The following is a 15,120-nucleotide window of genomic DNA, read 5'->3' as shown; positions in this document are numbered from 1 at the left end:
GGGTTTCGGGGGTGCGGTGGTCGGCCGGTGGGCTCACCGGTCCCCGCCGGGGTCCGGGCCGGGTGTCCGGCCCCACCGCAGCAGGCACGCCCCGAGCGACATCCCCCCGCCGAACGCCAGCAGGAGGACGAGGTCGCCGTCGCGGAGCAGCCCGGCCCGGTTGGCGTGGTCGAGGGTGAGCGGCACCGAGGCGCTGCCGACGTTCGCGTACTCCTCCACCGTGCGGTGCGTGTGCGCGGCGGTCAGCCCGCACGCGCGTACCAGCTCGTCGAGGAGCAGGCCGTTGGGCTGGTGCGGCACCACGTGCGCGACGTCCGCCGCGCCGACGCCCGCCCTGGCCAGCAGCTTGTCCACGAACGGCGGGACGTCCTGGAGGACGAGCTCGGTGACGCCACGGCCGTGCATGCGGAAGAAGTGGCCGCCGTCCGCCACCGTCGTCGCGGACGCCGGCAGCCTGCTGCCGCCCGCCGCCACCCCGATCAGGCCGCTGGCGTCGCCCCGGCTGGCCAGCTCGTACTCGACGACACCTCGCCCCGCTGCCGTCGTCCCCACGACGGCAGCGCCGGCGCCGTCACCGAACAGCACGGCCGTGCGCCGGTCGTCGAAGTCGAGGATGCGCGAGTACACGTCGGCGCCGACCACGAGCGCGTGGGTGCCGGGCCGGTCCGCCACCAGCGACTGCGCCAGCACCAGGGCGTGCACGAACCCCGCGCACACCGCGTTGACGTCGAAGCACGCGGCCCCGTACGCGCCGAGACGGTCCTGCACGAGGCAGGCCGTCGGCGGCTGCGGGTGGTCCGGGGTCGACGTCGACACGATGAGGTAGTCGACGCGGTCGGCACCGATGCCCGCGTCCCGCAGGGCGCGGGACGCGGCCCGCACGGCCAGGTCCGACGTGGCCTCCTCCGCCGCCGCGAAACGGCGCGAACGAATGGCGGTCTTGCGTACGATCCATTCCGGGCTGGCGCCCGGTACGCGACGCGCGATTTCCTCGTTCGACAATGCTCGCGCGGGCACCCAGGATCCGGTGCCCAGAATTCCGACGGATGAGGACACAGCAGCCTCCAGAGAGGAGAGGCATTTCGTGTCTGCAAATTAGCCGAGTCGAGCCATCGGCCGCAATCATGTTCGCCATCCGTCGACACGACTCGAAGCGCAAATTACCGAGCGATGGCGGTAACAATTTCAGGGCGATGGAACGCGCAATTTCCGGGCCGCCCGGGAACCCGCTGACGACACCCCGGCGCACGGTTCACCCGTGCAGTTCTCCCGGGTCGTACGTGACGCGCGGGGATGGGATCCGGCGCGTCCCCGCCGCCATGCTGACGGCACGACCGACCGCGTGGCGACGCCCGCGGCACGGCCGGCGACCCGCGGGGCGGACCGGCGCCCGCCGGCGCCCACGCGACCAGGACCGGACGGAGGCCCTCCGATGACAGCGCAGCTCCTCGAGACCACCCACCGCACGGGCGGGCCCGGCGGGTGGCGGCCCCGGGACGCGACGGCAGGGACGGATCCGCGTCGGCACGAACCGACGGTAACCGATACCATGCATTCCGTGGCGACCGTGATCCGGCAGGCGACGGCACCGAGCGCGCCGCTGCCCGGGGCGGCGCGGCCGGGCGTGCCGGGGCCCGGCACGCGCCACGTCCGCCGGGAGTCGTGGCGTTGATGGTCACCGGGATCCGGCCCACCGGCCTGACGGAGACCCCCGCCGCGCCGGCTGACGCCCTGTCCACCCCGGGCATGCGGCGGGCGAGGCTGTGCATCCTGGCGGGCGCCGCGAGCGGCGTGGCGGCGTGCGTACTGCTCGCCGCCCTGGAGCTGCGTCGCGAGCCCGACCCGCGCGGGATCGTGCTCGGGGCGGCGGGGTCGCTGCTCCTGGTCCTGGCGCTGGCCGCGGCGCTGCACCGGTCGGTCATGCCGTGGCGGGCGACGACGGCCGGCCGGTGGCTGGTCGCCGGCTGCGTCACGGCCGCCGTGCTGTCCGTCCCGCTCGTCGGGCCGGTCGGCGGCACCCCGGGGCGGGCCTGGGCGTTCGTGGGGGCCGCGCTCGTCGGGGCCGCGCCGCTGCTGCTGCCGGTCCGGTGCGCGGTGACCCTGATGGCCGGGACGGTGCTGGTGGCCGCGGCGACGGCCTGGTGGCTCGGCGGTCCCGTGCGCGACGCGGTGACCGTGACGGTGGTGCTCGGGCTGACGGTGGCGACGTGGAACGTGCTGCACCTGTGGTTCTGGACGTTCCGGGCACAGGCCCGGGAGGGGCACGACGCCCTGGCCCGCCTGGCGGCGGCCGAGGAGCGACTGCGGTGCGCCCGGGACGTCTACGCCCTGCTCGCGAACGAGTTGTCGGCGCTCGTCCTCAAGGCGGAGCTGGCGTCGCGGCTGGCGCTGGTCGACGGGGAGCGGACCAGGAAGGAGACCGCCGAGATGCGGGCGCTCGCGGCGGCCGCGTCGGCCCGGATGCGCGAGGCCGTGCACGGCTACCGCAGCGTCGGCCTGCGCGAGCAGACGCAGACGGTGGCACGGGTGCTGCGCAACGCCGGCGTACGGTGCTCCGTGACGCAGCCGGAGCGCGACCTGCCGCCCGCGCTCACCGCGCCGCTGGTGTCCGTGCTGCGCGAGGCCGGCGCCCACGTGCTGCGGCACGGCGAGGCGCGGTGGTGCACGATCGAGATCGCCGGCGAGGCGTCCGGGGCGCGGTTGACGGTGGTCAACGACGGGGCCGGCGACGGGGCGCCGGACCTCGACGGCAGCGGGCTGCCGGGGCTGGCCGACCGGCTGCGCGACGCGGGCGGCACGCTGCGCACCTGGCGGGAGGACGGCACGTTCACCGTGCAGGCCAGCGTCCGGGCCGGGTCGTGAGTGGAGCCGACGGCAGCACCCGCCGCAACGGACGACGGACCGCGCCCACCCCGCCGGTGGGCACGGTCCGCCGCGCGCCGCTCAGCCGGTGGCCGTCAGCGTCCCGCCGGGCAGGAGGCACTCGTCGGCCGTGGGCCACCGCGTCGGATCGTCGCCGAGGGTGACGAGCTCGGCGACCTGGAGGCGACACCACGGCGACACGGAGATGTCGCCGGTGCCCACCGCGTACACGAAGTCCGCCCAGGCGACCCACTCGAAGTCGCCGATGGCGGCCGGGTCGGGGGTGGGGCGGTCGTCGGTCACCACCCGGAACACCGGGGACACGGCGTTCTCCGCCACGCCGTTGTCCATCGTGGCGCGGTACCGGAAGGCGGGCAGGACCAGCTCCGGCGCGGGCGCGGACAGGCCGAGCTCGGCGCGTACGGTGCGGGTCACCGCCGCGGGGACCGGTTCCCCCGGCACGGGGTGCCCGTAGCACGAGTTCGTCCAGATCCCCGGCCAGGTGCGCGTCCGGTCGCTGCGCATGGTGAGCAGCAGCTTCGCGTCGCTGGTGAAGACGTAACAGGAGAACGCCAGGTGCAACGGCGTACGCAGGTGGTGCACCGTCGCGCCCTCGGTGGCGCCCACCGGCCGTCCCTCCTCGTCGAGCAGCACGACCTGCGCCATGGTGTCCCTCCCCACCGGGACTCAGCTCGCCTGTGCGAAGGCGGCGGCGATCACGGTTCCCCAGCCGGTGCTCGCCACCTGCAACGGCACCAGCTTCGCCCGGGGCCGCAGGAACGCCAGCGCGTCCGTGAGGGGCTTGCCGCGCACGCCGCGCCAGGTGCCCGACACGTGCACCAACGCGAACGCGATGGCGGCGATCATCGGCACGGCACCCCAGGTGAAGCCGCCGATGGCGAGCACCGACACGCACACCGTGGAGCCGCCGACCGCGATCAGCCCGCTCGCGACGGCCATCGCGCGGGTCAGGCCCAACGCGCGTACGCACGTGCGGATGTTGAACGCCGCGTCCTCCGGCCAGTCCTCGGCCGTGTTGACCATGACGATGCCGACCTGGTTCAGCCCGAAGCCGATGATCACGGCCAGCAGCGGCCACGACAGCTCACCGGGCACCGACCGGACGACGACGAGCATCGGCAGCCAGATCAGCACGGCGGCGAGGCCGGGGATCTGCCCCACGCCGGAGCTCTTCAGGTGGACCGGCGGGATGGAGTACTGGGCGCCGATCCAGAGGGTGAACGCGACCAGGGGCAGGATGTCCCAGTGCCCGGTGCGGAAGGTGAAGTAGGTCGCGAGGGCCAGCACACCCGCGCCCGTGGCGGCGATCTGCCAGCGGACGTTGCGCAGCCCCAGCCCGTACACCGCCTGGGACAGCCACGTCTTGTACACGGCGTCGACGTCGCGGTCGGCGTACGCGTTGGTCATGTCGATGAAGTGCATGATGGACAGCGCCATCACGATCACCAGCGCGAAGTGGACCGAGGCCAGGGTGCTCAGGTCGTCGACCGACAGCAGCGACGGGATCGCGTAGATGGCCAGCATCACGGGCAGGAACTCGACCCGGCGGATGCGGATGGAGTGGTAGATCGGGCGCCGCGCGGTGGCCGGCGCCGGTGTGGACGCGCCCGCGCGCGCCTCTTCGACGGTCATGGTGTCTTCCTTCGGGGTTGAGGACCTTCGGTGGCACCCGCGGGGCCCTGACCGGGGTCAGAGGATCTGGATCCGCTGGAGGTGCCGGGAGGAGTTGCCGCGGAAGGCGTTGCGACCGTGCAGCAGCGCCTGGTTGTCGACGACCACGATGTCGCCGTCGACCCACTCGTGGTGGTAGCAGACGTCCGGGTGGTGCAGCCGCTCGCGCAGGTCGGCCATGAACGGCTCGGCCTCCTCCGCCGACCTGCCGCCGATGGTCACCCACACCGGGTTGCGGTAGCGTTCCGGGTCGAGCGGCTCGCCGTACCGCATGATCGTCTCGCCGGTCTCCGAGTGCGTGGTGAGCAGCGGCGACACGGTCTCGCCGCCGTAGTAGCCGAGCTTCTCCGTGCGGTAGCTGACCTCCGTCGCCGCCCACTCGCGCACCAGCTCCGGCGAGGCGCGCCGGATCACGTCGGTGCTGTCGGAGAACACCGTCTCGCCGCCGCCGCCGGGCACCGGCGCCTCGAGGCACTGGAAGAGGAAGAACCGCGGCGCGGCCCGCGCGAACGCGCCGTCCCAGTGGAACGGCACGTCCGTACGGCTGAACAGGTAGTTCTTCGGGTCCTCCTGGACCACCAGGTCCAGGACGGCGCCGAAGTCCCAGGTCAGCACCTCGCCCCAGGTCTCGCAATAGGCGACGAGGTCCTCCGTGTCGAGCAGGGGGAAGCCGCGCAGCACGACCACCTTGGACTCGATCGTCCAGCGCTCCAGCGTCGCGGGCGCGATGTCCCGCAGGTCGGCGCCGTCGTGCTCCGCCGTCACCAGCGTGCCGAACGGCGCCAGCGGCGTCCGCTGCACCCGCAGCTCGTCTGCCGTGGTCATGAGGCGATCTCCTCCTGCCGGAAGTGGGGGTTGACGTAGTGGCTCGGCCGGCCGTTGCGCCAGACCAGCGAGGCCCGGTCCCGCTCGGCCTGGCTCCGCTTGACCAGCGTCAGGTTGACGCCGTCGTCGAGGACGACGCCGTGCCACGGCGTCAGCCAGCTGTCCCTGGTCCGGATGAGGTGCAGCCCGATCTTCTCGGCGTGCCGGGGCTGCGGGTGGATCGACAGCCGCAGCGAGTCGGGGAACTTCGTGCCCACCAGGTCTCCCCAGGCACGGCTGCGCCGGATCATCTGGTACGCGAACTCCTTGCAGTGCTCGCGCAGCTTGGTCCGGCTCAGCTCGGGGTGCAGCGGGCCCTGGTCCTCGAGCATGAACCGGTGCATGCCGTTGAACAGCGACCGGGCGCCCAGGTCGGTCAGCACCTCGGCGCGGATGTCCGCGAGCGGCGTGGCGTACCCGGCGAGGAGCCGAGCGCGCATCTCGTCGTAGGACATCGCCCCGAACGCGTCGTCGAGCGAGTACATCGAGACCGAGGACGCGCCGGTCTGGTCGATGATGCGTTGCAGTTCCGTGCGGTACGCGGTCACGTCCTCGTCGGGGATGCCGAGCAGGTCGGAGAAGACGTGACCGTCGGAGCAGATGAGGATCCGCGCGCCCGCCGGGTGGTAGTGGCTCACCTGCTCGCAGAAGGACTGGAGGAACTCCACGGAGATCCGCTCACCGAGGTCGGGTAGCGAACCGACCACCTTCTCCGGGTTGCGGGACTTCGCGGGGAACGCCGGCAGCACGAAGTGCAGCGGCTCGCCGCTGCGTACGTACCGGCCCACCCGTTCCTCGTGGGTCGCGAAGCAGTCGTCGCACGGCTGCGCCCCGCACGGGTCGTCGGCGTGCTCGAGACGGCGGAAGCGGAAGACCAGTTCGAGTATCTGCCGGGCGAGCGTGCGCTCCCGGCTACCGACCTGTTCGTCCTCGGCAACGGTCATGTCGTGTCCGATCGCATCGTGGTTTCCTTGTCGCCCGAGGGCGGGCCGACCGGGGCGACGCGCCGGCGCCGCGTGCCACGCGCGCCCTTCGGCGGGTCGATGTGCACCAGCTCCGTACGCGTGCTGATCTTCAACTTCCGGTAGGCCCGCGTCAGGTGCTGCTCGACGGTGCTGACGGTGATGAACAGGCGGTCGCCGATCTCGCGGTTGGTGTGCCCGCGGGCGGCCAGGTTCACGACGCGGCGCTCGGCGTCGGTAAGCGTGGCGAGCCCGTCCTTCGCGCCGGCCACCCCGGCTTCGAGGGTGTCGTCGGACGGCTTGAGCTTGCGCCGCAACAGCTCGGCGTGGCAGCCCTCGGCGAGCTGGAGGGCGTGCGCGCCCATCATCTTGGCGCGCCCGAACTCGCCGAGGGCGTGCCCGGTCTGGCTCAGGTCCGCGAAGACGTGCGCGAGTTCGTGCCGGTCGCCGCTGGCGTGCAGCAGGTCCATCGCCTCGCGCAGCATCACCTGCCGTTGCTTCGGCGCGTACGCCGCCGCCAACGCCCGCAGCCCCATGCCCTTGGCGCGCGGGGCGTCGCCACCCGGCAGCGCCAGGTGTTCCGTGACCAGCTTCCGGGCCTGGTCGGGCCGGCCCATCCGGACGTACAGCCGGGCGAGGTCGACCCGCCACGGCAGCGCGGACGGGTCGTCGGCGCCCCAACCGACGGCGAGCTGGCCGGCGGTCTGGAAGTCGGCGAGCGCGGCGTGCCGCCGGTCCACGGCGTCGTAGTAGACGCCCCGGGCCCGCAGGTACTGCGGCCAGAACAGGCTCTGGCGCATCGCGGCCGGCGTCGGCTCCCGCAGGGCCGCCTCGGCCTCGGCCAGCTGCCCGGTCATCGTGCAGGCCAGGACCAGGTGCGCGAGCGGCGAGCCGACGGCGACGCCCCACGCGGTGGGCGGCATCGTGGCCAGCGCGTCGCGCGCGTGCCGCTCGGCGGCGGCGAGGTCGCCGCGGCACAGCGCGACGGCGGCCCGTACGTCGGTCAGGACGGCCCGCCAGCTCGTGATCCCGTGCGACTCGGCCTCCTCCGCCAGCTTCTCGCACCAGTCGGCGGCACGGTCGAGCTGGTCGGCGCCGATCAGCACCCGCAGCGCGTGCCACACCGACACCAGGAGGGAGTCACCGGGGCGGGCGCGTTGCAGCACCTCCTCGGCGCGGTCGACCGCCGCGCCCGGCCCGGGGTCGCCCGGACCGTCGCCGCCGTGCGGGCGGCAGTGCCGCAGCCACTCGCGGGTGGCGAGGTCGTCGGCGCCGAGGTCGGGGTCCGGGTGCGTGGTGAGGTCGCCCACCCCGTCGAGCGCCTCCACCGCCTCGTCGTGCCTGCCCTGCCAGGCGAGCGACCGGGCGAGCAGCAGCGTGTCGGCCTCGTCGAGGAGGCCGGCGCGAGCCGCCCCCGCCAGCGACGACAGGTGCCGCGGAACCGCCTCGGGGTCGCTGCGCCAGTGCACCCGGACGAGGGCCGCCTCCACGGCGGCCCGCTCGCGGTCGTCCTCGGTGGATCGCAGCGCCAGTTCCAGGCAGTCCACGGCGTGCCGTGCGGCGCCGCCGGCGACGGCCTCCCCGGCCGCCGCGACCAGCACCGGCACGGCCCAGGATCCGGCCGGCCCACCGACGCCCACGAGGTGCGCGGCCACCTCGGCGGCGGACGCGCCGTCCTCGTGGAGCAGGAGCGCGGCCCGCGACCGCAGGTCCGACTGCGTCTGCGGCGGGCAGTCGTCGAGCACCGCCGCGCGTACCGCCGGATGGTGGTAGGAGTGCCCCTCGGTGAGGCCCGCCTCGGCGAGCGCGCCGAGCACCTGCCGGGTGGTCGCCGCGCAGAGGCCCACCAGCCCGGTGACGAGCCCGGGGGACGCGGACGGGCCGACGACCGCGAGGGCGCGGGCGACGTCGAGCAGCCGGGGGTCGCTGCGGTGCAGGCAGGCGAGCGCGGCCTGGACGAACGACGCGCCCACCGTCGGCGCGACGTCCCCGTCGGCGCCGGTGAGGGCGTCGTCGAGCAGCGCGTGTACGAGCATCGGGTTGCCGCCGCTGACGGCGTGCGCCGACGCGGCGAGCCGCCGGGCGGCCTCCGGCCGGATCCGCTCGGCGAGCAGTCGCCCGACGCCCTCGGGCGACAGCGGGAGCAGCCGCAGGTGACGGCAGTGCGGCTGCCGCGTGAGCTCCGCGCGGAACGCCGCCGCCTCGGGCCGCGCGCCCACGCATCCGCTCAGCACGAGCAGCACCCGCGCGAACCGGATGCGCCGTTGCAGGTACAGCAGCGCCTGCAACGACAGGGAGTCCGCGAACTGGACGTCGTCGACGACCACCACCAGGGGCTTGTCGGCGGCCACGTCGAGGAGGACCTGGCAGACGTCCTCCAGCAGTTGCGCGTCACCGTGCCGCAGGGTGGGGGCGTCCGGGTTACCCGCCGGCCCGGTGTCGCGCCGCAGCAGCGGCAGGTGGCCGGTCGAGGTGGTCTGGGCCCGGAGGCTGTGGAACAGCTGTCCCACCACCCCCAGGGGGATCATGCTCTCCGCGACCGAACAGGCGGCGGTCAGCACCAGCGCGCCCTCGCCGACGGCCACCTCGGTCACGGCGTTCACCAGTCGGGTCTTCCCGCTGGCGACGCCGCCGTCGACCAGCGCGACCCGGCCCTGGCCCGCGGCAGCCGTCGCGTACGTCTCGACGAGGTCGGACAGCAGGTGTTCTCTCTCGATCAGTGCCATTTGGGTCACCTCCGGACACTCCTGAGGCTCGGGTCGACCGGCGACTCACCCCGGTTGTTCGGCGTGGGCGACCGTGGCGGCGCCGCGCGAGGCCGAGCTGAGCGACCGGGTGTGCGCCCTGATGCTGCGCAGCACCGCGGACATGTTGTCGTTGAGATAGAAGTGACCGCCCGGGTGGACGACGAACTCGAACCCCGCGTCGGTGTGTTCCCGCCACGCCTTCGCCTCGTCGACCGTCACCCGCGGGTCGCTGTCACCGATGTGCGCGACGATCGGGCAGTCCAGGCGTGGCCCGGGCCGGTACTCGTAGGTCTCGGCCGCGGTGTAGTCCGAGCGGATGGCCGGCAGGACCATCCGCAGCACGTCCTCGTCCTCCAGCAGCGCGCTGTCGGTGCCCGCCAGGGCGCGTACCTCGGCGATCAGGCCGGCGTCGTCCCGCAGGTGGGTCCGCTCCTCCTTGCGCAGGTGCGGAGCCCGCCTGCCGGAGACGAACAGCGCGGTCGGGCCTACGCCCGCCTGCCGCAGCCGCAGCGCGACCTCGTAGCCGATGGTCGCGCCGAGGCTGTGGCCGAAGACGGTGAGCGGCCGGTCGACCAGCGGCAGCAGCACCGTCACCAGTCGGTCCGCGATCTCGTGGACCGAGGTGAGGCCCGGCTCCCGCAACCGGTCCTGCCGACCGGGGTACTGGACGGCGAGCACGTCGACCTCGGGTGCGAGCGTCCTGGCCACCCGGGCGAAGTAGCTCGCCGAGCCGCCGGCGTGCGGCAGGCACAGCAGCCTGGTCACCGCCTCGTCCGCCGGGTGGAACCGTCGCACCCACAGGTCGGTGTCCGTCATCTCGTTCCCCCGCGAATCAGCTCGTGGTCGCCGGTGGCGGTCGCCCCGGATCCGTCAGCGGGCCGAGTCCACCCGGGCCTCGCTCCAGCTGATGGTGGTGGGCCGGACCGCCGCCAGGTCGCTGGTGGTCCAGCTGTCCACGACGTCGATGCGCACGTCACCGTCCCCCGGAGCGTCGGCACCGTCGAAGAAGAAGGCATTGAGAATCTCGGTCGCGTTGACAGACATGGGAGTCCCCTCTCGCACAGCTTGGCCCGGTGGTGCGGAACGCCATCTAAACCTGCTGGACGGGTACGTGTTTCAACAAGGTCTGCGTTCACCGTCTGCGCGAAGGTTCGTCACAGCGCATTCGTGAATCGCTCATACCCGTCACACGCGGCAGGCCCGGTGACTTTTGTCAATACCTGACCCGGCCGTCCGGGCGCCGCGAGCGCGGTGTCCAGGGTGGACTCCCAGCCCAGGAAGCCCTTGCGTGGCAAGGGTCACATGCGGCGGGGCCGCCGGCGCCGCGGGCCGGGGGAATTGCTCCCCACCGGCCGTGGGAGCAACCTTCGGCAGCTCACCGGCACCTTTCCCCGTGTGCACGTGCGCCGTTCATCGGACCCGGATGACGGACTCACGCCCCACCACCACCCGACAATGCCTGACCAGCAACTCCACACTGCCAACCCAATAACCCCCACCATGCACCCACACCTCCTGCGGGGTGCCCTAGGGGTGCCTCCCCAATGACCACCGATGGGAAACTCAACACCCACCCCACCCCCACACCGAAACACCGGAGCACACCCATGCGCTTCTCCGTACTCGGCAGCACCGAAGTCACCAACAACGGCCACCACCTCGAACTCGGCGGAATCCGCCAACGCGCAATCCTCGGCTACCTCCTCCTCAACGCCAACAAAGTCGTCGCCACCAGCCAAATCCTCCACGCCATGTGGGACGGCAACCCACCCCCCACCGCCCGCAAAATGGTCCAGAACGCCGTCTCCGGCATCCGCCGCATGCTCACCCACAACACCGACCCCACCACCAACCCCACCCTGCGCACCCACCCACCCGGCTACCAACTCCGCATCGACACCGAAACCATCGACCTCTACCGCTTCCGCAGACTCGTCCGCGAAGGCCGCCACGCCACCACCACCAACAACCCCACCCGCGCCGCCCAACTCCTCACCGAAGCACTCACCCTCTGGCGCGGACGCGCCCTCGCCGACCTCGTCGAAACCGGCACCTGCTGGTCAGAACTCGCCGCCATCGAAGACGAACGACTCTCCGCACTCGAAGACCGCCTCGACGCCGAACTCGCCTGCGGCCGACACCGCGAAATCACCCCCGAACTCGAAATCCTCACCGCCACCGAACCCCTCCGCGAACGCCTCTGCCACCAATTCATGCTCGCCCTCTACCGCAGCGGCCGCCAAGTCGACGCCCTGCGCGTCTACCGACGCACCCGCGAAGCCCTCGTCGACGGCCTCGGCCTCGAACCCGGCCGCAGCCTCCAAGAACTCCAACAACGCATCCTCGAACACGACGCCAAAATCCAGATCCCCGCACTCACCCACTAACCCACGGCCGTGACCGCCCGCCGTACCGACGGCCCCCCGGACGCACCGCCGCCCGGCCCGCGTCGCGGGCCGGGCGGCGTCGTGTCCGCCTACCGGTGGTTCAGCAGCACCGGCAGCGACGCCACGTCGTTCGCCATGAACGAGCGCAGCGGCTGGATCTCGTCCGGCGCCACGGCCAGCGCGAGGCGCGGGAAGCGGGCGAACAGCGCCGGCACCGCCACGACCGCCTCCAGGCGCGCCAGGCGGGCGCCGGGGCAGAAGTGCGGACCCGCCCCGAACGCGAGGTGCTCCTTGTTCTCCCGGTCGATGTCGAACACGTCCGGGTTCTCGTGGACGGCCGGGTCGCGGCCGTGCGCCAGGTAGCTGATGAGGATGGCGTCGCCCGCCCGGATGACGACCCCCTCGCCGAGGTCGATGTCCTCCTTCGCCCAGCGCATCGGCAGTGCCGCCACCGGGCAGTGCGCCCGCAGCGCCTCCTCGATCGCGTCCGGCCAGCGGGCCGGGTCGGCCAGCAGGGTCGCCAGCTGGTCCGGGTTGGCGAGCAGCTCGCGGACCGTGTGGTCGATCAGCGTCACGGTCGTCTGGCTGCCGCCGCCGATGAGCAGCAGCAGCATGTCGACCAGCTCCTGCTCGCTGAGCGGCTCCTCACCCTCCACCCGGGCCGCCATCAGGAAGCTCGTCAGGTCGTCGGACGGCTCACGGCGCTTGAGGTCGATCAGCGTACGCATGGCGACGTTCATGTCGACGTAGACCGCGGCCGACTCCTCCTCCGGCACGTTGTCGGTGTTCAACACCACGCGCAGGATGCGCAGCACCTCGGGCCGCAGGTCGTCCGGCACCCCGAACAGGTCGCAGATCACCCTGGTCGGCAACTGCTGGGAGTAGATGGTGTGCAGGTCGACCGGCTCGTCCGCCGGGTGCGTCGCCAGGTCGTCGAGCAGCCGCCGGGCGACGAGCTCCACGTGCGGACGCATCGCGTCGATCCGCTTCGGGGTCAGCGCCGGCGCCACGAGCTGCCGCAGGCGCTGGTGCTCGCGGCCCTCCGCCGTGGACATGGACTCGACGTCCACCCACGGCGACAGCCACTTGATCTCGCCGGGGGTGTAGCTGGGCACGTTCTTCTTGACGTTGCGGGAGACCCCGGGGTGGGTCAGCAGGCGCCGGACCACGTCGCCGCGGGTGATCGACCAGGCCAACATGCCTTCCGGCAGCTCGACGGCCACCGCGGGGCCGGCCGCACGGAACTCGTCGATCTGCGCGTACAGGCACTTGCCGCCGCGACTGTCGATCTGGGTGGTGGGGGCAGCGCTGAAGTCGACCATAGTGCGCCTCCTACGATGGTGAGGGTACGCAGAGAAAGGTAACTGTCAATCGGGAACTGTCGGGTAACCGCTTTCTCGCGCCCGCCACGAATTCGCCTGGACAAAGGCGCAGATCATTGCGTCAGGCCGGCTGACCAACCTATCGTCCTACCACGACACGTGTCAGGGAGCGGCGATCCCGCCCTACTCACCGAATTCCGCGGCAACCCCAATTGTTAACGCGTGTGCGGAGGCAGAAACATGGACAGGATTCGCCGGGTCGGCGTCGTCGGGTGCGGGGTCATGGGCGCCGGGATCGCCGAGACGTGCGCGAGGGCCGGCTTGGACGTGCTCGTCGCGGTGTCGCGGCCGGCCTCCCTCGTACCGGGCCGGGCGCGGCTGACCGCGTCGCTGGATCGCGCGGTGGGCCGGGGCAAGCTCAGCGAGGCGGATCGGGACGCGACGCTGGGTCGGGTGTCCTTCACCGCCGACCTGACGGACTTCGCCGACCGGCAGCTGGTGGTCGAGGCCGCCTCGGAGCAGGAGTCGATCAAGCTCGACGTGTTCGCCACCCTCGACAAGGTCGTCGAGGACGAGGACGCGATCCTCGGCTCGAACACGTCCTCACTGCCCATCGTGAAGCTCGGCGGCGTCACCGCCAGGCCCGAGCAGGTGGTGGGCATCCACTTCTTCAACCCCGCGCCGGTGCTCCCCCTCGTGGAGGTCGTCGGCTCGGTGCGTACGGACCCGCGGACCGTCGAGACCGTCGACGCGTTCGTCACCGAGGTGCTCGGCAAGCAGGTCGTCCGCGCCAAGGACCGCGCGGGCTTCGTGGTGAACGCGCTGCTGATCCCGTACCTGCTCTCCGCCGTGCGGATGGTGGAGTCCGGGATGGCGTCGGTGGCCGACATCGACAAGGCGATGACGCTCGGCTGCGCGCACCCGATGGGTCCGCTGCGCCTCGTCGACCTGATCGGGCTCGACATCGTGGCCGCGATCAGCGAGTCGCTGTACCGGGAGTTCCGGGAGCCGCACTACTCGCCGCCGCCGCTGCTCGCCCGCATGGTGGCCGGCGGCATGCTCGGCAAGAAGTGCGGCCGGGGCTTCTACGAGTACGGGCGATGAGCCCGTCCCCCGCGGAGGTGGGCCGAACCATGGACCTCGTCGACCGTCTGCACCGCGTCGTCGCCGACGCGAAGTACCTGTCCCTGTCCACCGTCTCCCCCGACCGCCAGCCGTGGACGGCGGTGCTGCAGTACGCGTGGCTGCCCGACCCGCTGCGCTTCCTGTTCGGCTCCGCGACCCAGTCCCGGCACAGCAGGCACGTGGCGGCCCGCCCGACGGTGAGCGGGGCCCTCTTCGTCACCGGCGACGGCGGGCTCACCGAGGTCGACGGCGCCCAGTTCACCGGCACCTGCCGGGAGCTGACCGCCGACGAGGTACGCGCACACCACGCGACGTTCTACGACGCCCTGCTGCCGGACGAGGCCAGCAGGGCGGAGTACACCCTGCCCGTGTCGGCGCTGCTGCCGCCGGCAGAGCACCGCATCTACCAGATCTCGGTGGACCGCGTGTGGCTCGTCGACACCAGCACCTGGATCGAGGACCGGATCGACCGCCGGATCGAGGTGGACCTGCCCTGAGCGGGGCGGGTCCACCCCGGTCCCGGGGTCACTCGGCCATCGTCGCCCAGAACACCGCCTCGTAGGCGTGCACCATCCGCGCCGCGCGCAGCGCCTCCACCGGGTCGTCGCCCGCCGCGAGGCCGGTCGACACCACGCCGGCCGCCTGCTCCAGCACCTCGTCCGGCGTCTCGGCGAAGTAGCGGAAGTGCGCGACCGCCTCGTCGGAGAACCCGTAGCGCGCCTGGAGGGCGTCGGCCATCCGGGCGTAGAAGCCGCCCGACTCCTCGACGTTGACCAGCAGGGCCAGCGGGATCGCCGACCGCGGCCCGAACACGGCGGTCCGGACGATGAAGGAGGGGTACGCCTGGGCCAGCGGTCGCGGCTCGTGCGCCCGCAGCTCCTTCTCCCCCAGGCCCACGGCGGCGGCGAAGGCCGGCAGCAGGTCCAGCGCCTCCTCCTCGGCGCCCGCCATGGCCAGGAACAGCGGCTCGGGGAAGCGGGCCGCCAGGAACGCGAAGCTGCTCCGGTCGCTGGACACCAGGTGGTACAGCTCGCCGGCCAGGGCGCGCAGCCGGTCGGCCGACACCTCACCGCGCTCCAGCAGCTCCAGGAACCGGTTGGGCGCCAGCTCCAGCGACCGCCGGCCCTGTGCCACCAGCTCTGCCACGTGCTCGTCCACT

The 15,120-nt window shown here is 72.6% G+C and carries 14 protein-coding genes; 4 read left to right on the top strand and 10 right to left on the bottom strand.

All coding sequences use genetic code 11. The features are described from left to right. Positions 1-33: 33 nt before the first annotated feature. A complete protein-coding gene (locus ACN27A_RS28320) occupies positions 34-1,056 on the bottom strand; it encodes a 3-oxoacyl-ACP synthase III family protein (protein ID WP_421457632.1) in 1,023 nt (340 codons plus the stop codon). A gap of 615 nt (positions 1,057-1,671) precedes the next feature. Between ACN27A_RS28320 and ACN27A_RS28315 the strand changes: the two genes are divergently transcribed. Continuing rightward, on the top strand, positions 1,672-2,862 hold the full coding sequence (locus ACN27A_RS28315) for a sensor histidine kinase (protein WP_421458637.1): 1,191 nt from the start codon (positions 1,672-1,674) through the stop codon (positions 2,860-2,862). Positions 2,863-2,943: 81 nt separating this feature from the next. Here ACN27A_RS28315 and idi read toward each other — a convergent pair whose 3' ends face one another. The 7 genes from idi to ACN27A_RS28280 are packed head-to-tail and all read right to left on the bottom strand — an operon-like array spanning position 2,944 to position 10,171. Then, entirely contained in the window at positions 2,944-3,528 is a 585-nt protein-coding gene (gene idi / locus ACN27A_RS28310; protein ID WP_421457631.1) for an isopentenyl-diphosphate Delta-isomerase, read from the bottom strand. A gap of 21 nt (positions 3,529-3,549) precedes the next feature. Continuing rightward, positions 3,550-4,515, bottom strand: a complete 966-nt coding sequence (locus tag ACN27A_RS28305) for a UbiA family prenyltransferase (RefSeq protein ID WP_357579774.1) — start codon at positions 4,513-4,515, stop codon at positions 3,550-3,552. Positions 4,516-4,572: 57 nt separating this feature from the next. Next, entirely contained in the window at positions 4,573-5,379 is an 807-nt protein-coding gene (locus ACN27A_RS28300) for a TauD/TfdA dioxygenase family protein (RefSeq protein WP_311414122.1), read from the bottom strand. Next, the gene (locus ACN27A_RS28295) at positions 5,376-6,362 is read right to left on the bottom strand and encodes an L-tyrosine/L-tryptophan isonitrile synthase family protein (RefSeq protein ID WP_421457630.1); all 987 of its coding nucleotides are present in this window, start codon (positions 6,360-6,362) and stop codon (positions 5,376-5,378) included. The genes ACN27A_RS28300 and ACN27A_RS28295 overlap by 4 nt, the downstream gene beginning before the upstream one ends. After that, positions 6,359-9,106: an AAA family ATPase gene (locus ACN27A_RS28290; RefSeq protein ID WP_421457629.1), complete on the bottom strand. Its 2,748-nt coding sequence runs from the start codon at positions 9,104-9,106 to the stop codon at positions 6,359-6,361. Before ACN27A_RS28290 ends, ACN27A_RS28295 begins: the two co-directional genes overlap by 4 nt. A gap of 45 nt (positions 9,107-9,151) precedes the next feature. After that, positions 9,152-9,943 (bottom strand): thioesterase II family protein, encoded by a 792-nt coding sequence (locus ACN27A_RS28285; protein ID WP_421457628.1) that lies wholly within the window; start codon positions 9,941-9,943, stop codon positions 9,152-9,154. A gap of 54 nt (positions 9,944-9,997) precedes the next feature. After that, a complete protein-coding gene (locus tag ACN27A_RS28280; RefSeq protein ID WP_421457627.1) occupies positions 9,998-10,171 on the bottom strand; it encodes a hypothetical protein in 174 nt (57 codons plus the stop codon). 500 nt (positions 10,172-10,671) lie between these two features. Here ACN27A_RS28280 and ACN27A_RS28275 point away from each other — a divergent pair, with 500 nt between their 5' ends. Beyond that, a complete protein-coding gene (locus ACN27A_RS28275) occupies positions 10,672-11,514 on the top strand; it encodes an AfsR/SARP family transcriptional regulator (RefSeq protein WP_421457626.1) in 843 nt (280 codons plus the stop codon). Positions 11,515-11,603: 89 nt separating this feature from the next. Here the strand turns inward: ACN27A_RS28275 and ACN27A_RS28270 are convergent, their stop codons facing one another. Then, positions 11,604-12,836: a cytochrome P450 family protein gene (locus ACN27A_RS28270; RefSeq protein ID WP_421457625.1), complete on the bottom strand. Its 1,233-nt coding sequence runs from the start codon at positions 12,834-12,836 to the stop codon at positions 11,604-11,606. 240 nt (positions 12,837-13,076) lie between these two features. On the opposite strand from ACN27A_RS28270, the gene ACN27A_RS28265 reads away from it, so the two are divergent. Then, positions 13,077-13,940 carry a 3-hydroxybutyryl-CoA dehydrogenase gene (locus tag ACN27A_RS28265; protein WP_151453515.1) on the top strand — a complete coding sequence of 288 codons (864 nt, stop codon included), beginning with the start codon at positions 13,077-13,079 and terminating at the stop codon, positions 13,938-13,940. Between the two features lie 29 nt (positions 13,941-13,969). After that, a complete protein-coding gene (locus tag ACN27A_RS28260) occupies positions 13,970-14,458 on the top strand; it encodes a pyridoxamine 5'-phosphate oxidase family protein (protein WP_421457624.1) in 489 nt (162 codons plus the stop codon). A gap of 28 nt (positions 14,459-14,486) precedes the next feature. On the opposite strand, the gene ACN27A_RS28255 is transcribed toward ACN27A_RS28260, so the two are convergent. Beyond that, a complete protein-coding gene (locus tag ACN27A_RS28255) occupies positions 14,487-15,119 on the bottom strand; it encodes a hypothetical protein (protein WP_421457623.1) in 633 nt (210 codons plus the stop codon). Position 15,120 lies beyond the last annotated feature (1 nt).

Origin of the sequence: Micromonospora sp. WMMD737 (assembly GCF_049179055.1) — a bacterium.
Classification (GTDB): Bacteria; Actinomycetota; Actinomycetes; order Mycobacteriales; family Micromonosporaceae; genus Micromonospora; species Micromonospora reichwaldensis.
The sequence above is the reverse complement of the archived record's forward strand: the minus strand, read 5'-3'. Positions and strand labels throughout refer to the sequence as shown.